19 protein-coding genes and 2 pseudogenes are annotated in these 20,045 nt (G+C 47.9%); 7 read left to right on the plus strand and 14 right to left on the minus strand.

What is annotated here, in order from left to right; translation table 11 throughout:
• Positions 1-109 precede the first annotated feature (109 nt).
• Positions 110-1,690, plus strand: coding sequence for an oleate hydratase (locus tag ACTJKB_RS14780; protein ID WP_440834941.1), 1,581 nt, complete (start codon positions 110-112; stop codon positions 1,688-1,690).
• A gap of 154 nt (positions 1,691-1,844) precedes the next feature.
• Here the strand turns inward: ACTJKB_RS14780 and ACTJKB_RS14785 are convergent, their stop codons facing one another.
• Together ACTJKB_RS14785 and ACTJKB_RS14790 are read right to left on the minus strand one after the other, a co-directional pair.
• Positions 1,845-2,567 carry a DsbA family oxidoreductase gene (locus tag ACTJKB_RS14785; RefSeq protein ID WP_074085874.1) on the minus strand — a complete coding sequence of 241 codons (723 nt, stop codon included), beginning with the start codon at positions 2,565-2,567 and terminating at the stop codon, positions 1,845-1,847.
• Between the two features lie 310 nt (positions 2,568-2,877).
• Positions 2,878-4,164 (minus strand): glycosyltransferase family 4 protein, encoded by a 1,287-nt coding sequence (locus ACTJKB_RS14790; protein WP_440834943.1) that lies wholly within the window; start codon positions 4,162-4,164, stop codon positions 2,878-2,880.
• A 350-nt stretch (positions 4,165-4,514) separates the two neighbouring features.
• Here ACTJKB_RS14790 and ACTJKB_RS14795 point away from each other — a divergent pair, with 350 nt between their 5' ends.
• On the plus strand, positions 4,515-5,447 hold the full coding sequence (locus tag ACTJKB_RS14795) for a glycosyltransferase family 2 protein (RefSeq protein WP_440834944.1): 933 nt from the start codon (positions 4,515-4,517) through the stop codon (positions 5,445-5,447).
• A gap of 168 nt (positions 5,448-5,615) precedes the next feature.
• Here ACTJKB_RS14795 and ACTJKB_RS14800 read toward each other — a convergent pair whose 3' ends face one another.
• Positions 5,616-6,188, minus strand: a complete 573-nt coding sequence (locus tag ACTJKB_RS14800; protein ID WP_440834945.1) for a TetR/AcrR family transcriptional regulator — start codon at positions 6,186-6,188, stop codon at positions 5,616-5,618.
• Positions 6,189-6,435: 247 nt separating this feature from the next.
• On the opposite strand from ACTJKB_RS14800, the gene ACTJKB_RS14805 reads away from it, so the two are divergent.
• A complete protein-coding gene (locus ACTJKB_RS14805) occupies positions 6,436-7,548 on the plus strand; it encodes an FAD:protein FMN transferase (RefSeq protein ID WP_440834947.1) in 1,113 nt (370 codons plus the stop codon).
• Positions 7,549-7,747: 199 nt separating this feature from the next.
• Here the strand turns inward: ACTJKB_RS14805 and ACTJKB_RS14810 are convergent, their stop codons facing one another.
• The 5 genes from ACTJKB_RS14810 to ACTJKB_RS14830 form a co-directional block, all read right to left on the minus strand.
• A complete protein-coding gene (locus ACTJKB_RS14810; protein ID WP_440834949.1) occupies positions 7,748-8,461 on the minus strand; it encodes an HAD family hydrolase in 714 nt (237 codons plus the stop codon).
• A gap of 34 nt (positions 8,462-8,495) precedes the next feature.
• Positions 8,496-9,002, minus strand: coding sequence for a metallophosphoesterase family protein (locus tag ACTJKB_RS14815; protein ID WP_440834950.1), 507 nt, complete (start codon positions 9,000-9,002; stop codon positions 8,496-8,498).
• Positions 9,003-9,128: 126 nt separating this feature from the next.
• A complete protein-coding gene (locus tag ACTJKB_RS14820) occupies positions 9,129-10,322 on the minus strand; it encodes an anti-sigma factor (RefSeq protein WP_440834951.1) in 1,194 nt (397 codons plus the stop codon).
• Positions 10,315-10,818 (minus strand): sigma-70 family RNA polymerase sigma factor, encoded by a 504-nt coding sequence (locus ACTJKB_RS14825; RefSeq protein WP_440834952.1) that lies wholly within the window; start codon positions 10,816-10,818, stop codon positions 10,315-10,317. The genes ACTJKB_RS14820 and ACTJKB_RS14825 overlap by 8 nt, the downstream gene beginning before the upstream one ends.
• A gap of 296 nt (positions 10,819-11,114) precedes the next feature.
• A complete protein-coding gene (locus tag ACTJKB_RS14830; RefSeq protein WP_440834953.1) occupies positions 11,115-11,564 on the minus strand; it encodes a DUF1569 domain-containing protein in 450 nt (149 codons plus the stop codon).
• 386 nt (positions 11,565-11,950) lie between these two features.
• Here ACTJKB_RS14830 and ACTJKB_RS14835 point away from each other — a divergent pair.
• Together ACTJKB_RS14835 and ACTJKB_RS14840 are read left to right on the plus strand one after the other, a co-directional pair.
• A pseudogene (locus tag ACTJKB_RS14835) lies at positions 11,951-12,297 on the plus strand (transposase); the annotation flags it as partial.
• A gap of 1 nt (position 12,298) precedes the next feature.
• Positions 12,299-12,625, plus strand: a pseudogene (locus tag ACTJKB_RS14840) (transposase); the annotation flags it as partial.
• 146 nt (positions 12,626-12,771) lie between these two features.
• On the opposite strand, the gene ACTJKB_RS14845 reads toward ACTJKB_RS14840, so the two are convergent.
• The 4 genes from ACTJKB_RS14845 to ACTJKB_RS14860 form a co-directional block, all read right to left on the minus strand.
• Positions 12,772-13,218: a GNAT family N-acetyltransferase gene (locus ACTJKB_RS14845; RefSeq protein WP_440834955.1), complete on the minus strand. Its 447-nt coding sequence runs from the start codon at positions 13,216-13,218 to the stop codon at positions 12,772-12,774.
• 299 nt (positions 13,219-13,517) lie between these two features.
• Positions 13,518-15,695 carry a serine hydrolase domain-containing protein gene (locus ACTJKB_RS14850; protein WP_440834957.1) on the minus strand — a complete coding sequence of 726 codons (2,178 nt, stop codon included), beginning with the start codon at positions 15,693-15,695 and terminating at the stop codon, positions 13,518-13,520.
• Positions 15,696-15,720: 25 nt separating this feature from the next.
• Positions 15,721-16,797: a DUF5808 domain-containing protein gene (locus ACTJKB_RS14855; protein WP_440834958.1), complete on the minus strand. Its 1,077-nt coding sequence runs from the start codon at positions 16,795-16,797 to the stop codon at positions 15,721-15,723.
• Positions 16,794-17,195 (minus strand): GntR family transcriptional regulator, encoded by a 402-nt coding sequence (locus tag ACTJKB_RS14860; protein ID WP_440834960.1) that lies wholly within the window; start codon positions 17,193-17,195, stop codon positions 16,794-16,796. The genes ACTJKB_RS14855 and ACTJKB_RS14860 overlap by 4 nt, the downstream gene beginning before the upstream one ends.
• 85 nt (positions 17,196-17,280) lie before the next feature.
• On the opposite strand from ACTJKB_RS14860, the gene ACTJKB_RS14865 reads away from it, so the two are divergent.
• Both ACTJKB_RS14865 and ACTJKB_RS14870 read left to right on the plus strand, forming a co-directional pair.
• On the plus strand, positions 17,281-17,415 hold the full coding sequence (locus ACTJKB_RS14865) for a hypothetical protein (RefSeq protein WP_440834962.1): 135 nt from the start codon (positions 17,281-17,283) through the stop codon (positions 17,413-17,415).
• A 569-nt stretch (positions 17,416-17,984) separates the two neighbouring features.
• On the plus strand, positions 17,985-18,368 hold the full coding sequence (locus ACTJKB_RS14870; RefSeq protein ID WP_440834963.1) for a hypothetical protein: 384 nt from the start codon (positions 17,985-17,987) through the stop codon (positions 18,366-18,368).
• 258 nt (positions 18,369-18,626) lie between these two features.
• Here ACTJKB_RS14870 and ACTJKB_RS14875 read toward each other — a convergent pair whose 3' ends face one another.
• Entirely contained in the window at positions 18,627-18,803 is a 177-nt protein-coding gene (locus ACTJKB_RS14875; protein ID WP_440834964.1) for a hypothetical protein, read from the minus strand.
• A 672-nt stretch (positions 18,804-19,475) separates the two neighbouring features.
• A complete protein-coding gene (locus tag ACTJKB_RS14880; RefSeq protein ID WP_440834965.1) occupies positions 19,476-19,988 on the minus strand; it encodes a hypothetical protein in 513 nt (170 codons plus the stop codon).
• Positions 19,989-20,045 lie beyond the last annotated feature (57 nt).

The raw sequence follows: 20,045 nt of genomic DNA on the forward strand, positions 1-20,045 counted from the left end.
GTGACCAAAATTCATACACTCGCAGACTTTTGACCATACCCTCCGCGTCAGCCTTGGTTTACATTAGGGACAGCAACAGCAAACAGCAACCCTATGGAGGCGACTCACAGTGAAAAAAGAGTACGGTAACAGCCAGGTTTATTTTGTCGGCGGCGGTATTGCATCCCTTGCAGGTGCGGCCTACCTCGTCAGAGACTGCGACTTTCCCGGACAGAACATTCACATTATTGAAGAGATGAAAATCCTCGGCGGCAGCAATGACGGCTCGGGCAGCGGCGAACAAGGCTATGTCATCCGGGGCGGCCGGATGCTGAACGATGAAACCTACGAGAATCTCTGGGAGCTCCTGAGCACCATTCCTTCGATCGACCATCCGGGGCAATCGCTGCGGGAGGAAATTACAGCATTCGATGATGCCAACCCTACACACTCCAATGCCCGCCTGATTAACCGGGAAGGTGAAGTTGAGGATGTACTATCGATGGGCTTCGACATGGCGGACCGTCTGGCTATGGGCAAGCTGATTATCACTCCCGAAGACAAAATGGGCAAGGCACGGATCAACGACTGGTTCGGCCCTCATTTTTTTCATACCAATTTCTGGTACATGTGGGCAACGACGTTCGCCTTCCAGCCCTGGCATAGTGCGGTTGAATTCAAAAGATACATGATCCGCTTCATGCATGAATTCCCGCGTATTCAAACGCTTGAAGGAGTCACCCGCACTCCCTATAACCAATATGATTCCATTATTCTGCCGCTGCACAAGTACCTTGAGCCTTTCGGCGTGGATTTCACCCTGAAATGCACAGTCACCGATCTGGACTTCAAAGACGGCGAAGGCATTACAGTTACGAAAATGCATGTGCTGCGCCAAGGCGTTCCGGATGTCATCGAGATTGGCGAAGAGGATCGCGTGATCATTACGAACGGCTCCATGACCGAAGGCTCCAGCCTCGGTTCGATGACAACCGCTCCGCGCCTGAACGGCAAGGGAAGCTCCTGGAAGCTATGGGAGAACATCGCCGCCAAGAAACCGGGTCTCGGCAATCCCTCCCCTTTCGACGATCATGTGGACGGCTCGAAATGGGAATCGTTCACCGTAACATTCCAGGACTCGGCATTCTTTGATCTGATGGAAAAGTTCACACGCAACCGGGCCGGTACAGGCGCTCTTGTCACCTTCAAGGATTCCAGCTGGTTCATGTCTGTGGTGCTGGCGTTCCAGCCACATTTCCGCAATCAACCAGAGCATGTCAAGGTATTCTGGGGCTACGGGCTGTATCCGGACAAGGTCGGCGATTTCGTAAAAAAGAGAATGTGCGACTGTACCGGGGAAGAAATTATGCAGGAGCTGATCGGCCACCTTCATTTCGAAGCGCACAAGGAAGAGATCATGGCTACCGTGAGCTGTATCCCTTGCATGATGCCATACATTACCTCCCAGTTCATGCCGCGGCTGAACAGCGACCGACCGCAGGTCGTTCCAGCGGGGTCAACCAACCTCGCCTTTGTCGGCCAATACTGCGAGATCCCGGACGACGTGGTATTCACCGAGGAATACTCCGTCCGGGCCGCCAGAATTGCCGTGTACACGCTGATGGGTGTGAACCGCCCTGTGGAACCGATCAAGCAGCATCACTATGATGTGCGGACGTTGTTTACGAGCTTTGTGACTTCGTTCAGATAACTGCTGAGCGTAGCCGTTGCTTTTCCCTTCATCCAAAAGCCCCCTCACCGTTAGCCATTTCTAACGGGAGGGGGCTTTTGTGCAGCTTCATGTAAGCACTATTCATTCATCCGCTCCAAGACAGGATGCCCTGGTTTCGGTCGGGTATTCAAAATCAGATACTGCAGGAGCCGTCGTCACAGCCCTCGGCATCTGCTGCTTTGGACTGGGGCTTACCGACAACCTGAAGCTCAGGTGTGTTTTTCTCTTCAGCCCAGACTGTATCCAATACTTCGGAGAATACCGGCCCCGGCTGAGCGCCCGAAACGGCATATTTATTATTGAAGACAAAGAAAGGCACGCCTGTGATATTCAGCCGTTGTCCTTCCGCAATATCAGTGTTCACCGCATCTGCATAAGCGTCTGTCTCCAGCATAGCCGCTACATCTGCAGCATCCAGTCCAACCTCGGCAGCCAGGGAAGCCAGCTCCTGACGGTCTGCCAAATTATGCCCATTGGTAAAATAAGCCGCCAGCAGCCGCTCGGACATCTCGGGACCTTTGCCTTTGGCGGCAGCATAGTGGCCTAAACGGTGGCTGTCAAACGTGTTTGTATTCTGCACGATATCAAAGTTGAAATCCAGACCAACCCCTTTGGCTTGTTCTGCGAGTTGAACGTTCGTCGCTATCGCTTTCTCACGGGTCATGCCATATTTGGCAGCCAGCATATCATAAATATCCATGGTTGCCTGAACCGGAGCATTCGGATCGAGCTGAAAGCTGCGGAAGACTACCTCTACCTTGTCTTGGCCTTCGAACTGGCTCAATGCGTTCTCCAGTCGTCTTTTGCCGATATAACAGAACGGGCAGGCATTATCGGACCATACATCTATTCTCATAGGGATTCCTCCTAAAGTTAAGTAACTAAATATTTGTCACTTACAATTGTATAGTTAAAAACCGAAAATTACAAGTATATTTCATCCCTTCAGCCTTATCTTCGCCAAAAATGCACCGAATCCGCAAAAAAGCGCCTCACTCCGCAAACAGCCTGCCTCATCTTATCCTGCTAAGCGGATTCGGAATCTGACAGGTACGCGCGGATGGCTCTCTGTTGAAGTGAACCCCCGGCTTTTTTTGCGGAGCGATAGAGCGCTATAGAATCGGTTTATGTTTGGTTCTATACACGTTGCCACACACTCGGGCTGTTTAGACGGGAGTGCTCAGCTCCGGTGCGAATCCGTCACCGCCAAATTGGGCCGCCGAAGGGTCAAGTCCCAGGCTTTCCTGCAGCAGATTGTACAGCCGGGCACCGATGATCTCCTCAGAATAGTCAGAGCGGACGATCTGCAAGGCGGCTTCCCCCATTTCTGCACGCAGCTCCGGATTTGCAAGCAACGTATCCAGTGAGGCGGCGAGTGCGGACGGGCTCAGCCCTTCAGCAAGCAGGCCGTTCACCCCATGCTGCACCAGCCCGCGTACCCCCATTACATTAAAGGCAACCGTCGGCAGCCCGCAGGCACCGGCTTCCAGAATGACCAGTGGCAGCCCTTCATACCGTGAAGGCAGTACGAAAAGCTCGGAAATACTGTAGTAGCTGGCCAGGACATCCTTGTTGCGGATCGTACCGAGGAGAATCATGCGGTCCTCAAGACCTTTTTCAGCAATCAGCGCCTTCAGGCTCTGCTCATCCGGCCCGCCGCCGGCGATCAGTACCTTTAGGCCCGGAATGGACTGTAACTGCTCCATGGCCTGAACCAGCAGAGAATGTCCTTTTTGATGCTCGAACAAACGCCCTACGGTGATAATATATCTGCTGTCCGGGTCCAGGCCCAGCGCCGTCAGCGCCTCTTCCTTGTCCCGCTTGTAAAAGATCGCTGAATTCACAAAGTTCGGCAGCAGCCGTATCCGGTCCGCGATATGCGGGAAATGACCAACCATGCTTTTTTGCTCATCCTCATTAAGTGTGGTCAGAAAGGAGGCCTTATGAAGCGTATGTTTTTTGATTGGCAATATCCATTTATGAATGCTTCCTCCATGGTACGCGGCTATGATTGGAATGTTCAGCTGCTTGGCCGTTGAAGCCAGCCGTTCAAAACGTCCGGAAGCATATTCCTGGGCATAGATCAGATTGATCCCATCCCCTCGCAGAATCCCGGCCAGATCCTTTTGAATGGTGGATATATATTGGGAGATAAATTTACCAATGGGCGTCCGGTGCGAGTGCGGGATCAGACAGTACGATTTATAAAGTCTCCCTACAGGGATAAATTTAACCGTGCAATCCACCATGCCGTGCTGGTAAGTTCTGACCTCATCACCGACACGGGTGAAGTTATAAATAGTGGTACGGATGCCTTTGGTGTGCAAGAGACGCGCATAATCGAATGAAAAATCGTTATGATACGAGCTTACATATTCCTCTTCACTGAGACCCAGGCCCTTTACGAAGAAATCTTCAAAGTAATTAGTATGCATAAAGATTCCGACATGCATAACGTCTCCTCCTTAAAGTTTTGATAGCATAAGCCTTCTGAATCAGCTTCGCAAAACTGACTTCGGAAGTATAGGCTTAAGTTTTTTAGCGTTCACTTCCTGTATCAGCTTCGTAAAAAAACTGACTTCGGAAGCATAGGCTTAAAGTTTTGTAAGCATAGTTCATATTACTTAAAATCAAATGCAACTAATTTCCTAATAATTATAATCGCAAACGCTATAAAAAAAAGTAAACGAAAGTGGTATATACGGCCTACCTGAAGGGGGGTAAACTTAGAGCAACAAGAACTTTCGGTGCATTATATTCTCGTTAAGCGGACGCTTAAGGCGTCCCGGAAGGAGTCAGCGGCATGCATGATGTTTCTATAGTAATTCCCACGCGCAACCGGATCAAAGATCTTACGCTGTGCATTGAGTCCATCGGCAGGCAGACCGAACTCGAAGATGTCTCGATAGAGCTGCTGATTGTTGACGATGGTGATATTGAAGAGTCTGTCCTGGAGTATTTCCGCAAAGTACTGAACCGGATGCCTCAGACAGAGCTGCGCTATTACCGCAAAAACAAACCCGGCGTCTGGCTGTCCCGTTATGAGGCACTCGGACTCATTAACGGAGATATTCTGCTCAGCTTCGACGACGATGCCGAACTGGATGATCCGCTGTACATCCGCCGGATGCTGGATACCTACGCGGCGGACAAGTCGATTGTCGGCGTCGGCGGCATAGCCAAAGGCATGTCCAGCAGCAGATCCGGCAAACTGCTCGGCATGCTGACCTGCCAAATGTCGGCTTCGCCAGGCAGATTATCTGCCAGCACCCTTGCCGGCTCCCTGCTGCTCTGGGGAGAAACCCAGGACACCTTTGAAACGGATTTTTTCCATGGCTGCAATATGTCATTCCGTGCTTCGGCCCTTAAAGACATGAAGCCATATCCTTGGATGACCAGCTATGCTGTGGCTGACGATATTTATATGTGCCATCTGGCCAGCAAATACGGGAAGCTTGTAATCAACCCAGATATGAAAATCACCCACCACGAGTCTCCAAGCTCCCGCGACAAGGCGGGACGTGTGGCACGGGCGACAGCGGTCAATCACTATTATCTGCTGAACCTGCGCAAAGCTCCGGTGAAAAATTACGCTGCCCTGTTGTGGACATTGACCTACCTGACCGGCAAGTTTACGCTGAAGCGCAACTTCAATGCAGTATCAGGCTATGTCAGCGGCATCCTCTTTGTACTAAATCCCCGTAAGGATAAGTACCGCGAATATATGCTGGACTGATCTTGAGCTTTAACGGCGTATATATCCCTGTTATTCTAAAATACAAAAACTCCCGTTTGCCCCTTCAGGGGTGCGGGAGTTTTTGTACTGTATACTAACTTTATGCTGCCTTGCCAAATAATTAGAGTTCCCGGACTACCCAGTGTTCTCTAGTGGGAAAAAGTACACCTACATGAGAATACCCTTCGAAATAAACAAAATCATATGCTCCTTAATCCGGTTTTTATCCAGGGGCTCATGCCCTCTGTTCCATTCGGTGGTCAGAGCCAGGTATAAGCGCAGAATCATAAACGCCGCCACACTTGGGTCGCAAGGCTTCACTTCTTCCCGCTCGATCGCCCGCTCTATCTGCTGCCGCAGAAAATCAAGCGCATATTCCTCCATCCGTTTGACCCCTTCGAGTGCCTGGACGGTTCCGATATCGCGTACCTCCTGCGCCAGCTTGACGAACAGCTCATGGTCGGAGCGAAAATCCAGAATGGAATCGAGCAGATTGAGCAGCTTCTCAGTAAACGTGTGATCTTCCGAAGCCAAACGGTTCATGACCGAGGTCAGCTCCTGGGAGGCCTTGTCCAGAATTTCTTCGAACAGCTCTTCCTTGGTTTTGTAAAATGTATAAATCGTACCCTTGCCTACATTCGCGATCTTGGACACTTGATCCATAGTAGTGGCTTTATAGCCAAACTGCACAAAGGACTTTGTCGCTGCCTGCAGGATTAATGCTTTGCGGTCGATGGACATGGTTCAAGCTCCTTTTCTAAACGAATCAGCTGGATTTTGACTAATTTTAACTTATGGTCAGTCGGTCATAAAACAATTTAACATGTCTGCGCCCTTATGACAACAATTTTAATTAAATTCCATCTGGTGTATGAATCTCATCTATTTCTTATGCCCAAAATGTTATGAAATAAGTATCCTTTGCCTCCATATCTGGGGTATGATAAAAAAGATGTAATCAAGAAACTAACTTTATGGATGGTGGAATATGTTTAAGAACAAAAAATCGGCACTTGTCCTGCTCGCTCTCGTCATTGTCATGGCTCTTGCTGTCTCAGCCTGCAGCAACAAAAAGGACAAGAACAGTAGTCCCGAAGAAACCTCCGGCGGTGCAAAGGTTACTACGGATGGGGGAACGAAATCCCTGGAGCAGACGTTTTATATTTATGATACCGTCGTGAATATCAAGGTGTTCGGCGACAAGGCAAAACAGAAAAATATGGATGACATCCAGCAAATGCTGGAGCGCATGGATAAAGAGTTCAGCCGGACTAAAGAAGACGGAGAATTATATGCCGTGAATAAGGCTGCCGGCAAAGAAGCCGTTGTTGTCTCCGATGAGACGCTGGATATTGTCAAGCAGTCGCTGAAATATGCCGAGGAAATGAACGGGCTGTTCGATCCGACCATCGGTCCGCTTGTAGATCTCTGGAATATCGGCAGCGGTGGAGAATCGGTTCCACCTCAGGCGGATATCGACAAAGCCAAAGCCTTGACCAACTATAAAGATGTGATTGTGGACGATGCCGCGAAGACGGTCAAACTGGCCAAAGAAGGCATGGTGCTGGATATGGGCGGGATCGGCAAAGGGTATGCAGCCGACCGGATTGCAGATTATTTGAAGGAGCAGGGTCTGGACAGCGCGATGATCAACCTTGGGGGCAGCAGCATTATTGCCCTGGGCAACAAGCCTAACGGCACCCCATGGAACATTGGCCTGCAGGACCCTGACCAGAGCCGGGGTACGCAGCTGGGAACCATTAAAATTTCCGACGAAGTCATCGACGCTTCTGGTGTATACGAACGTTTCTTCATGCAGGATGGTGTGCGTTATCATCACATTCTAGATCCGCGAACTGGCTTCCCATCCCAGAACGGGCTGAAAAGTATTACGATTATGAGCCCCAATGCAACGGATGCGGATGCCCTGTCCACCGGGGTGTTCCTCATGGGTCTGGAGGACGGCATGAAATATCTTGAATCGCTGCCGGAGAAGGTTGATGCCTTCTTCATCACGGACGACAACAAGATTTACGCGACCTCGGGACTGCGGGATCGATTGCAGCTGACTGATCCTACGTACACTTTTGCCAACAAGTAGAAACGGCTACGCCGTCCTTTAAAAGGACGGTACCGTTTCAGCGAGAAATAGAAGGATGATTTGTAGCGTGAAACATATAAATCCTTATATTTTTAAATATCACCTGTTATTAGAATTAGCAGATAATATCAAAAGCGGCAGAGCCTGGGCTCCGCCGCTTTCTTTTTGCTGCGTATAGTATAAGGACAGGGATAGGGATTCAAATCAAAGGAAGCTCGCTAAATTCCCGGTAACTGGTGAAAATATGGCTTGGCTTATGCTCCGTTCCCGGCTGACGGCCGCGGGGATTGTACCAGCACACCTTCCAGCCTGCCGCAAGCGCACCGACCACATCATTATCCCACGTATCTCCTACGTAGAGTGACTGCTCGGCCGTTGTCCCTGTTACCCGGTTCACATGGGCAAAGATTGCCGGGTCCGGCTTGGCCAGTCCAACCGCATCCGAGATAAAGATCATATTCTCAGGGATCAGCTTGTCTACGCCGAGTCCGCGCAGCTTGCTCATCTGATGGTCCTGCGGGCCGTTCGTAATGATGCCTACTTTGTGGCCGAGGGAGATGAACCGCTGAAGCTGCTCAGCCGCGCCCTCAATCATCTTAATGCTGTACTGTCGGCCGATATATGCTGCCTGTATTTTCACCGCCTGTTCGCGTTCCAGTTCTATGCCATATTCCGCAAAAGCCAGCTCCAGCCGCCGCACCCGTGTTTCTTCTAATGCAAGCTCGCCCCGCAGATACTTCGGCCAGAGCAAATCACTGTGATGCCTAACCTTGTAGAAGAGATCCGCATAGATCAAACGGGTCTCGTCCGGCTGCAGCACCTCGCGCACCGCTTCCCGGAAAGGCACCAGATGGTCGTACAGTGTATCATCCAGATCAAAAAATATGGCTAGCTTTCCATTGCTGTTATCCACGTTAACGCTCCTAACTTTCTTTTCACAAATGTACTTACTCCTTGGAATCGTAGAAAATATGGCGTGCGCTGATCTTGCCTTCTTCAATATCAATCAAACCAAAAGAGTATTGTTTCTCCCGCCGCTTGTCCGTAGGAGAGCCGGGATTGAACAGCAGAATATCGCCCTCCTGCCGCAGCAGCGGCTGGTGCGAATGGCCGAAGAGAATGCAGTCCACCTGCTCGCCTTCAAAAGCAAGCAGTGCATTGCCGTCGGTTCCCTTGCGCGAATAGGGTGCATGTCCATGAATCATTCCGATCCGCTTGCCTTCGAGCGTAACGATCTTGCGCTCCCCGAACCGCTTGATAATCTCTCCTCCGTCGTTATTGCCGGCAATCCCCTCCACCGGGGCCAGCTCTGTCAGAAGATCATAAATCTCCAACGACACCCAATCGCCCAGATGGAGAATGATATCCACCTTACTGAATTCCTCCATAAGCACGGATGGCAGCCCTTTGGCTCTGCTTGAGAGATGCGTATCCGATACTACTCCTACCTTCATCTGCTTCAACTCCTAATCTGCGAAAACTAATTTTCAGATAATTGTACGATCTGCAGGGGTGAGAAGCAAGTGCAGCAGTTACAGGGGAGGTCATCACAAAGCGCTGAGCCGACTTATATCACCTGTTCATTTCCCCCGGTCCCGCCAGTTCCACAGCCGCACTTCCCCAATCCGGATATGGCTGACCCAGGGTTCTTCTTTCAGCTTCAGCAGTTCCTTTACCGGTCCGGTGACAACAGCTCCATAGAGCTGAACTCCGTGCTTCTGCAAATAGCTGAGCGCTCCGTCCAATTGGAGGAATGGGGCAGCATTACGGGCTAGTGTTTTATGCTGCTGCAGAAGCTGCAGCGTCTTGATGAAGTTTTCGTCCCGCAGTTTGCCATCCCCGTAGGATTCAACGGACGGATACGCTATACTTCTGGAGCTCACGCTGCTGAACCAGCCTGTCTTTTCCTTGGATTCCTGCAGAACCTTCGCATCAGACTCATGCCACATGGGCATGTAAGGGAACCCGAGTGGAGCAGTGGCAACCGTGCTTCCGGACGACACTGGTCCGATATCGGCGGCAAACCACACAGGCAGCAGATTCAGCGGTTCAAGCTTTTTCAGCAGTGTATCTGTTGCGGACAATTGATCGAATGACAAGTAGGCTTCGGCCACTGTACCTTCGGGAAGCTTTTGCAGCTTCGTCCACTCTGCACGGTCATCCACTCCCCCGCCGGAGCCCGCTGCATTATCCGGGTAATAGAAATAATAGTTCCCGGCGTTCCTCATATCCGTCCAATTCATCATACCTGGACCGGACAACCCGAAAAGATAATTCTGTGTATATTCCCCGGCATCCACCTGCTCCCCGCCGATTTGCTTCTGCAGTCTTCCAGTTAACTCCATTCTAAAAAGGGTCTTGACGTTTGCACTTAGATTTACTATCGTATTGGGCCGGGAGACGGCTATGGCGGAGGTCACAACATCACGGTAGATGTCCGTCCGGTTACCTGTGCTATAGAATAGTGCAGTAATTATGGTACTAATGATCATAAAAGCCAGAAGTGCCGCGAGCACGGTAAATGTATTTACAATCCGCGCCTTCCATTTGCCCCGGCGGATTATTTTTTTGGCCTTGCCTGGCGGCGGAGCTGACTGAGGGGAAAGGGTTTCTTTTCGCCACCCGGGTGGCTGATCCTCATGCTCCATCTGCTCCTCCAGATAGACCTGGTATGCCTCCAGCTTCCCCAGCTCCTGCTCCATTTCTTTACGTTCTGCTTCCGGCAGCTTGCCTTCACTGTATTTCCGCAGCTTCTCCTTGAACTCCTCACTCATCGCCGTTCCTCCTCCACTCCACTTCACGCAGCTTTTGTCTGGCGCGGAATACGAGTATTTTGTATTGGGACAGTCCGATCGCCATGATCTCTGCCGCTTCAAGATAAGACATTCCATGCACTTCATGCAGCAAAAGCGCATGACGCTGCTTCTCCGGAAGCTGGTCTACAAACAATGCTACCTCCTCCAAACGTTCCTGACGAAGCAGCGTTTCCTCCGTAGTATCCGGGTGAGCCAGCTTGTTAAAATAATCCGCATCTGTGATGATGCTCCTCTTCGCTTTACGCGTATCATCCACAAAAGCATTGTATGCAACACGGAACAGCCAGGGCTTTAACTTGTCTTCCGGGCAGTTCTCCAGGTACAGATAGGCACGGTAAAAGGTCTCCTGCATCAGATCCTCGGCAAGGTGATGATCATGGCAAAGGGAGCGCAAATAGATGTATATATCCTGAACATAGATCTGATACAGCTCATCCAGCGAATTCGGCTCCATTCCCTCCCCCCTTACCCCATCCACGTATAAATTCGCCGAAAGTTACACCTTCGCCTCCATTTCAGGAAAAATCATCCTAAAGACTAACGAGGTGATGACCGAAGTTGTTGATCCTATGCAGATGTCTAAACTGTCGGGCTCGGATAATACGGATAGGATTAGACTGGCTTCTAATAAAAAACAGCGGCAGTCTTGGACTGGAAAAAAGCCCTGGACTGTCGCTGTTTTATTGAATTAACATGTCTCGCTTAGCAAAGGGTTGCTCTCTTGGTAGACCTTTATGCTTCAGTTAGTGACTAAACACCAAACTGATTTAAGTGATGGTCTAGGTGCTTAAATAATCCTTTTCCCCATTGCTCAGAAGTCAGTTTCCCAAAAAAGGGATGTGGATGAGACGTGCATTTTTCCGGGCCATTGTTCTGGAATGTTATAATTTTTTGTTTTAGTTTTTCTTTTTCTGTTTCAAATTCTTTTTCTTCTACAATCAAAATTGTAGGAATAGTGGACATGTTGCGGGTAAGCGGCTTGTCATTAAAAAAAATGGGTTTCACAAACGTTCCAATTAATACGCCTAACCAACCTCTTGGGGGAGAGGCATTTCCCATTGCAATGTCGTGGAACGATGAGCAATGAGCTAGCATTTGGGCGACATCCATCGTACCCCATTGAGGGCGTAAATTTGGACTCAATTTGTCTATTCGGTTCAAGATCTCCACTGTGTCCGTTTGATTAAAGATGTTCTTCATAACAGACTCCTTTTAATTTAATGGCTGAAGATTGTATGGCTTGACAGTTACCAAGTTAATTTTACCTAATATTCGCATACTCGGTTTCTTCGGGATTGCTGATTTTTTTTACAGTCCGTCTCCTCGGTTAATATCAATATTTTGCAAAACGCTTCCACGTGTTGGAAAATTTCGCTAAACTGCCCGTTCGTATTATGGGTCAGCCAGCTTTCACTGGTTGATCCTTTTTTTATTTGCATAAAGGATTAAGGTAGCCTGGTCGAACGTACCTGCCTGTGGGACTTGATCCCAAGCGCTATAGTGTTCACCCCTACTTGTCATGACCATGATTGAGGCTCGTTGGGACGTAAGATCCCGTATGTCAAGCGACGCTATTAAGCGACAAGAAGAACCTTAGGGATGCCGGTAAACATGAGTCGTTCAAAGGAGTAGAGTATGCAAGCCAGCTAATCAATTTGAAAGTCCTTATTACCCTCATTCTTCAGTACCAAGAGCATCTTACTAAATTGGAACAGAACATAGATGCAATCGCTGAAGAATTTGAAGAATATGAATACATTCAGTCGATTCCCGGTATTGGCATAAAATAGCTGCAATAATTTTATCTGAAATTGGAGAAGTCGACCGATTTGATCATCCTAAAAAGCTTGTCGCCTTCGCAGGCATTGACCCGAGTGTCTTTGCTTCTGGCAAGGTCACAGCGACTCGAAATCGAATCACGAAACGTGGTTCCAGGCAGTCGAAGCGGATATACGCATGGAAATGCTTTACTGCGGCATGCTGGGTTAAATCTAGCTGAAGCTAGCTCCGGAAAATGGCGGGGAAAGATGGTGCTCAGCAAACGAGGCCGGCCGCGTTTACGGCATTTTCTTTATCTCATGACAATGAGTATGGTTATGATAAATCCAGAAATACGAGCGGCACATCGTTATAATGTAGAGGAAAAGAAACTGAAGAAGATGAAATCCATTATGAAATTAATCGGTAAAGTATCGCGAGTCGCATTGGCTAAGAGCAGTACCCTTTACGAACCGATCAAGGTATTCCCGCAAGCAGCATAAAACCAATCAATCCTCATCCATAATGGAACAATATGGGTAATCCTTATTCACCCTTTATTTACGCAAACCCAATTCTCCATCTCCCAGCTACCGGCTCCTTCATCAGCCTCTTCTTCACTTTACCTACAGGATGAAATCCTGCGAATTCATGAGTCTGAGTGAGGAAACTGAATCATTTCGAGTGAGCTTAAGTTTTTTGTGAGGAGTATTTCCAATGGTTGTGCATCAAGTATTAAGCATCCTGCATCTTTGTAGCCTAGTTTTCTATAAAAATGTTGGGCTCCTTCATCAGCCTGAGTGGACGTCATAACTAGATTGAAGCCTTTTTGTATCATTTGTTCTTCCCAGAAGAGGACAACTTGCTTTCCTGCCCCCTTGTCTCGATATTGTTCATCAACCCAAATCATGTTCATGAAAGGGGTGTTGTCCCAAAAGTATCCATACCTCATCCATCCGATATTACTTTCATCCTGATTACGAAGAATGTATATCTCATTTTCCTTTATTTTTGACAGTATTAAGCTCTCATAAATATGAGGGTCACGGTTCCGTATGTATTCATAGTCTGAGTCAGTTGCAAAAACGATCCTCAACTTTATTCCTCCTTTATGCCACATTAGTAACTAATGGCATTCTAACAGAACACAATTAAGCACGGACAATAAATAACGTCTTTAATCAAACTCTACTGCCCGTTACTTCAATGAAAAAAGCAGACTGCCAAGGCAATCTGCTCAATTCCGCGATCGTTTCCCATTCGAGGAATGTTCACCTATTAGAATGAATCAAGGCACTTTTATAGATGTTTTTAGTTCATCCAACTTTTCTTGAGGAATCTTCTTTCTTATACGCAGGACTATATCTTGGCCAGCTATTACTGCTTATTGCGAAGTTACTGAGCGGAAATCTCGAACTTCGTCCCGGCATCTCCAGCGAAAACTATGGATCCTCCTGCGGGCAGTTCGACCTTATCTTTGCCTCCGATGACACTGAAGTAGATGCATGTTCCCTTCGCCTCATAAACAGCAAAGGAGGCGTTCGGGGACATGCTCACCTTAACGACCTTGCCCCCGTCTTTGTCGCTTATCGTGTACCACCTGGCATATCCGCTGGGCGGAATCGTAACGATTGACTTCTTAGCAAAGTTAAAAGGCTTCACGGCGTCTTCGTTCACTAAGAGGGTTCCACGCATATTCAGGTACTCAACCCCGTCTTGTGTAAAGAACGTAAGACCTGAGAGATCCCGCCCGTTCGATCCAGAAATTTGCAATTCAGAGACGGCCGTATTCGGGCCGGTTATTCGCTTATCCAACACGTACCCCGGCAATTGTTTCGACAGATTCAAGTTGGTGGTTACCTTTGTCAAATAAGAAATCGACGAATACTTCTCAGTCAGCAGATAATACTTCTTTCCGTCGCGCTGAATCCATGCTTCCTTGGTCTCTGCCGGAAGATCTTGGGGCTGGAGCCTCTCGGTGTTGTACATGGATATAGCCACCTGCCCCATACCCGGGACTGAAGCATATCGGTGAAGCCATTCGTAGGTACGGCCGTTCTCCTCCGTCACAAAGCTGATCATCGTATTCCCATCCGCACTCCGGAACGTGCCGTCCGCCGAATATTCGAAGATCTCGGCTGGATGATCGGGCGATTGCTCCGAAGTGATGGACATTACGCCGTTTTTGGTAATATCTATGTTTATCGTTGTATCGGATGCGCCATAAATTCCTGAATACTGCAGCACGGACTCCGGCATATCAGCCTTTACCGGCGTGCCGTATGACTTCTCAGGTTTAAATTCGTCAATTGTGCCTTTCTCCTTTAGCGCCTGAAGCAGGATTTCGTTCGCCAGAAGCTGATCGTACGTGCTGCTCCCTCCGGAAGTGACAACAGCTGCCGCCATGTCCTGTTCGGGAAGCACAACGAGCGAAGCGTGATAGAGAATCGTGTCCCCTCCTTTGGTCAACGCCTTCATCCCGTATTCACTAATGGGGTACAGATTGACGCTGTCCCAGCCAAGACCGTATCCGATGGAGTTATCCGCATCGTCAGGCCACAAAGGCGTCTTGTACTCGTCTTGCGCCATTGCCGCAGCCGATTTACCAGACAAGACTTTTTCTGCTTCCCCCGTGAAAACTTGCGAGAATCGAGCCAAATCTTCCGCCGTGGAATAGATACCTCCAGCTCCGATCACGTTGATCGTCTCGTTAGGAAGTTGTCCTGTATAGGTAGGATAATAGAGTCCCGCCATCTTCGCTTCGTCTGGAGAATCGAGCGGAGTCTTCGTATTGACCATACCCAGAGGTTCGGTAATATATCGATGGATATAAGAGGTAAAGTCCATGCCGCTGACCTGCTCGACCAGAATCTCGGCCAGCGTAAATCCGTCATTGCAGTAAACCGAATAAGCCCCCGGGTCCGCTTTCAAGGTCTGACCGGACAGTTGCTTCAGCAGTGTGTCGTGGGCATAAGTATCATTATCTTCGAATAAACCGGCGTTCGTAGGCGAGGTTCCCTTCAGCCCGGAAGAATGATTCAGCAGCATGCGCGGTGTAATCTGCTTGTAGCGTTCATCCTTCATCGTAAAATCGGGGATATACTGGACAACCGGCGTATCGAGATCGATTTTCCCTTGATCGACCAACTGCATAACGGCAACCGTGGTAAACATCTTACTTGTCGAGCCGATCCCGTACATCGTGTCTTTCGTGAGCGGTTTCAGTCCCTGCTCATCATTCTTGCCGGATTGGCCGGATACGACGATGTTGCCATGATCGATAAGGGCGTATTGCACGCTGTTCGTATCGTGAGCTTTCGTGAGGAGATCGGCTTTCTCCTTTGCAGCATCCCGGGTGATTTCGTAGGAGATCACAGCCTCGTTAGAAGGCGAGCCCCCTTCAGCCTTCGGCACGGTTACCGGAGCAGCACTTGACTCGTTCACCTCAGATGTATTCAGTGCCTCTCTTGTGTTCTGCATCTCAGCCACTTGTGTATTGTCGTTGCAGGCGGTTAACAACAGAAGCAGACACAAAAATAGCACAGCTACCGTTATCCATCGGTTTTTTATCATTCAAACTCCCCTTCAGGCTATTGAATTATTTATTCAAAATAGGCAGAAATAAGATAATTTCAATCACCGGAATGGCTACCGTTGCGGCGACTATAATCTTACCTCGCGGATTGGCCATATTGATCGTCCAGCCGAAACCATGAATGTTCGGAACGATCCACGCCGGGTCTTCCGGGTTCACGTAAATGCTGCCGAGGAACTTCCAGTGCCTATCTTCCATCGATGGAACATCCCTTAACTGATCAATACCTTTGATTCTCAGGTAAAGCATGACGCCGATCAGCGCCAAGAAGAGTGCTGCACAGAGCGACATGCCGGAGAGGAAGAGCAGCTTTCCCTTCCAACCGTACAACGCTATGGCTTGCGCCACCCCTACGAATACAACCATGAGGAGCGAAGCGCCCCAAGTCAGAATCGAATGGATTTTCTTGTGCTTCAACTGTTTTTGCAGTGAACCTTCCTGGTCCTGGGGATCCAGCGATGTCCTCGCACGGCTGATTATCAGATTATAGCAGACGAATACAGTGATATTCAGTACTTGTACAATGTTCAGTATGAATACGTTCCACACGGATTTGTTAATTTCAAAATTTCCGAGAATCAACAATTGCGGAATCGTATCCCACTTGGCAATAGCAAAGAAGATGCATAGCGCCATCACGGCGGCATTCACCGAATACCACCAAGTGTTTAGCACCGGGCTACGCATCCGTCCAGCTACAAGGCTTGCTGCGCGCTTTGTCTGCAAGACAATCTCCCAGCCTCTGGCCGCCTTCAAGTGTTGCGCGGACATCCGGCTGATCCAAATAGCGAAGCCTGACGCAATCATTAAAAGCACGATGGCTGTCGTCCAAATCAGGAGACTCCGCGCAGGCTGATGACGCATCCATAAAAAGCAAACTCCTCCGATGACGACCGCAAAACCGCTGGTAAGCAAAGCGTAGTTCCGGCGAATGGCACGGACGGCAGGGTCCTGCAGGGCCTCCGCAGGCAGCACGATGCCAAACAGCACGTTCCGCAAGCCGATATAGACCTGTAAACTGAGCATCAGAGCAATCATCAAATAACTGCTGGATATCATAATCATCGGTTCTTGTATCAACGTTGTTCCCCTCCGCGATTCGTAATCATCTCTCGGTACACCGATCTGCTCTCCTGCGCGAATACCTCTTCCGCCATGCCTCGTACCGCAGCTGCCGCCGCAAGAGACCGTAACTGCCGCCGGAGCTTCTCCTCGAATGCCTCCGTCACGCCGGGCATCCCGTCGGGCTGAACGATAACGCCCTTCTTACGGTGTATTTGAAGTAAGCCCTCCTGCTTGAGCAAATTGTAGGCTTTGTTAACGGTATGGAGATTGATCCCCAAGTTCTCCGCCAAGCTTCGGATCGACGGAAGCGGATCGCCAGGCCGCAAGGAACCGGAGGCGATCCCTTCGACGATTTGGTCAACCAGTTGTGTGTAAATCGGGGTTTCCGATTGCAGATCAAGCTCTATGAACAAAAATATCCCTCCTTATGGTAGCAGCTGCACGTCATCAGATAGAAAGGGGGCCACGCAGAGTAAAAGCAAGTCGGCCGCCATATAGATGACAAGTACGTTTACCGTCATCTATACAAACGAGGGAATCGGAGCACTTTTGGAGCGAATCAGCTTTGCCAGATGCCACGTGAACAGCGCCATCGCCGGATTCTCGTCCTTCGGAAGCACTTTGAGCGATTAGGGCATCAGCAGCCCTCCGGCAATGGCGCAGGGTATCATTAACCATATGCGATTTTGACATGTCGAAACCATTCCATATCAAACCAACCTCCCTCTTTGTTTGTTATACTACATATATAACATATATAATAATACTATTCAAGATCAAGTTGAAACTATTTCCATATTGTCTAGTATGGTCATTAATGTTCTTAAAGGTTTGAACTAAAGTGTCATATGCGTAGGCTATAGTACTAAACAATCCTGCACTTAGCTAAATGAAAACGGCAGCTGATCTTCTGGTCAGCTGCCGTGGTATCCTTATTCAACTATCCGAAAACGGAAGCCGATCTTTGGCTGGTTGCCGTCGTAAGTCTATAAAGCTAACGTTTCCCGTTAACTCAGCACGGTTATCATACGGTTCAGCGTGATTACTTTTCAACTAACCTGCCCGTTAGTCGAATAAAATCTGTTTGTAATCTATGGCACAGATCATGCAACTTTATTACAAATGAAAGCTACTCGGCTAGGAACTTCGCCGTTTCTTAATTCTCCTTCTCTTCATACCATGTTTCGAGGGGGTGATAAACTATGGCAAATCCGGTTACCATAGGCTCCAATTGTATTGCACAAATAGGAAGTAAATTTTTTCTAATATCTGAAATTGAAGCGAAAACGAAAGGGGTAGAAATAGACCCGATTTTCGCGGTTAGAACGACTACTGAACAAGCACGCCGTCTAATACGTGCGGGTGTAATGCGTTGCAAAATTCAAAATACTGTTCCAAGGCCAACCCGCGGAAAAGAAGTTGAGCTTAAAGGAGTACTGTTCGCCAATGGGCAGATCTTTTCAGTATTCGACGTTGAGAACTCTACCGACGTAGCAGTGCTCGTTAGAATAAATGTGGCTAAAGCACAAAGACTGATTAGTGAAGGGGCACGCATTATTAAAGTAATTCGCCGTCCTTTTAAATGAATCTAACAACTCCCATCTTTTTAACAGGAGAATAGTAGTAGCAAGTCCTTTTATATAAAAGGATCGCACTAAACTGCCTGGTTAGTAAAGAAAAACAAAAGCGGTTGCCGCGAAGGAACCGCTTTTTCTATCGTTTTCAGTTAGCTCTAAGCCATCCAGTAGTAAATACTTGCTAATTGTCGTAATTGTCGAAAGTGCGAAGTAACTTATAGTTTAATTTATCAAATTCCCCGAATTTACAAATACTAATCAACAAAATTACCACTCCCTCCATTCTTCTGTAATATCTTGATCCTCCTCAATTTCTAATCCAGCTAGCCTGGCTGCCTTGTCAATAAAATCAGCCAATTCTTCACGCTCCATCGTTTCAATAAAATAGCCATTGTCCTCATTCATTTCGTTAAACGTAACTACAATTTCTTCCACAGCCTTCATAATACTCTCAGGATGTTTAGTTTCTTGTAATAATATTAATCGGTTTATAAATTTATCCAGGACTAGCCTAAGTTAAAGAAGTCTCACATCCATTACGTTATCCTGTCTGATAGTGCTTAAAGAAAAAGCAACCGATCTTTTGAGCGGCTGCTTACTTGTTCCTATTGAATTAACGTTTCCCGTTAGCATTCAATAAGCACGCCTTCTTTTATTACACAATATCTTCGTACTGCGCAATAACCGCAGACTTTCACTAAGCACTAATTTCTTAGATATGGTATTATTTAGGAAAACACGATGAGGTGACCTTGATGAGTAAATATAAACGCTCAGATAAAATCATCATTTCCTCTCTTCTGGGACTGGCCGCTCTGTTTATCATCGCTTTCTTCATAATTCGATATATCTTTTTAAATGTTTCATTCGCTCCGTAAGGGGCTCTTTTTTGTGTGAGTTTTATTGAATCCTGCACAGTATGCGTCAAATGCGACATAAAACCTCCACTTATCTTGTTCAACTAAACTGCCCGTTACTACAATGAAAAAAGCAGACAGCCAATGCAATCTGCTTTTCCGCTATCGTTTCCCATTAGCGCAAATGACTTGGAAAAGCCCATCTAAGTAGCGTTCCTACCTTCACGAACCTTCCGGGGTTTAGTCTTCTCATTCTCGATTAATCCACAATTACTAAGTTTTTATAATATGAGCCATCGCCGATGTTGTCAGCGGACAGCCATTCAAAATAGCTTAATCCTAGTTTATTTGCGATAAAATAAGCTGGAGGCTCTTCACCAACATCTTCCGCTAAATCTAAAGCTTTTTCCAAGTCTTCAATTGAATTACCTTGCTTAATAATTAATTCTCTAAGTAGAACTATATCAAGCTCATCTTTCTCAATGAATAGTTCCTCAGTCCAATCGCATTTATATGTAGATATGAGTTCATCCTTCTCAAAAAATGATAGTGCCCATCCGTGATCTTCCATATATGAGTAATGAACTAATAAGCCTGGATTTAGTGATACAATCGCTTTCCGGATACCAAATGCCGGTCCCTTAACAATAAAAGTTACCCAACCATTAGACTCAGGGAAAACAAATCCTTTATTGTTTGAAGCTCTAATTAATTCAACGGCTTTTTGCTGATCGTTTGTCTGTAAATGATAACTCGCACTAAATTCGCTCATCTTTCAGCTCCTAATGAGTTTTTTATAGCGTACCACCACGTTCTCTTTTATGCCTAC

Source organism: Paenibacillus sp. 22594, from assembly GCF_052044425.1.
Classification (GTDB): Bacteria; Bacillota; Bacilli; order Paenibacillales; family Paenibacillaceae; genus Paenibacillus_AQ.

Coding starts and splice junctions, on each gene's coding strand:
- ACTJKB_RS14805 (WP_440834947.1), top strand. CDS start 6,436: ATGTTTAAGAACAAAAAATCGGCACTTGTCCTGCTCGCTCTCGTCATT.
- ACTJKB_RS14830 (WP_440834953.1), bottom strand. CDS start 11,564: ATGAAGAACATCTTTAATCAAACGGACACAGTGGAGATCTTGAACCGA.
- ACTJKB_RS14800 (WP_440834945.1), bottom strand. CDS start 6,188: ATGTCCATCGACCGCAAAGCATTAATCCTGCAGGCAGCGACAAAGTCC.
- ACTJKB_RS14870 (WP_440834963.1), top strand. CDS start 17,985: ATGGCAAATCCGGTTACCATAGGCTCCAATTGTATTGCACAAATAGGA.
- ACTJKB_RS14815 (WP_440834950.1), bottom strand. CDS start 9,002: ATGAAGGTAGGAGTAGTATCGGATACGCATCTCTCAAGCAGAGCCAAA.
- ACTJKB_RS14865 (WP_440834962.1), top strand. CDS start 17,281: ATGACAAGTACGTTTACCGTCATCTATACAAACGAGGGAATCGGAGCA.
- ACTJKB_RS14790 (WP_440834943.1), bottom strand. CDS start 4,164: ATGCATGTCGGAATCTTTATGCATACTAATTACTTTGAAGATTTCTTC.
- ACTJKB_RS14820 (WP_440834951.1), bottom strand. CDS start 10,322: ATGAGTGAGGAGTTCAAGGAGAAGCTGCGGAAATACAGTGAAGGCAAG.
- ACTJKB_RS14880 (WP_440834965.1), bottom strand. CDS start 19,988: ATGAGCGAATTTAGTGCGAGTTATCATTTACAGACAAACGATCAGCAA.
- ACTJKB_RS14785 (WP_074085874.1), bottom strand. CDS start 2,567: ATGAGAATAGATGTATGGTCCGATAATGCCTGCCCGTTCTGTTATATC.
- ACTJKB_RS14795 (WP_440834944.1), top strand. CDS start 4,515: ATGCATGATGTTTCTATAGTAATTCCCACGCGCAACCGGATCAAAGAT.
- ACTJKB_RS14825 (WP_440834952.1), bottom strand. CDS start 10,818: ATGGAGCCGAATTCGCTGGATGAGCTGTATCAGATCTATGTTCAGGAT.
- ACTJKB_RS14875 (WP_440834964.1), bottom strand. CDS start 18,803: ATGAAGGCTGTGGAAGAAATTGTAGTTACGTTTAACGAAATGAATGAG.
- ACTJKB_RS14850 (WP_440834957.1), bottom strand. CDS start 15,695: ATGATAAAAAACCGATGGATAACGGTAGCTGTGCTATTTTTGTGTCTG.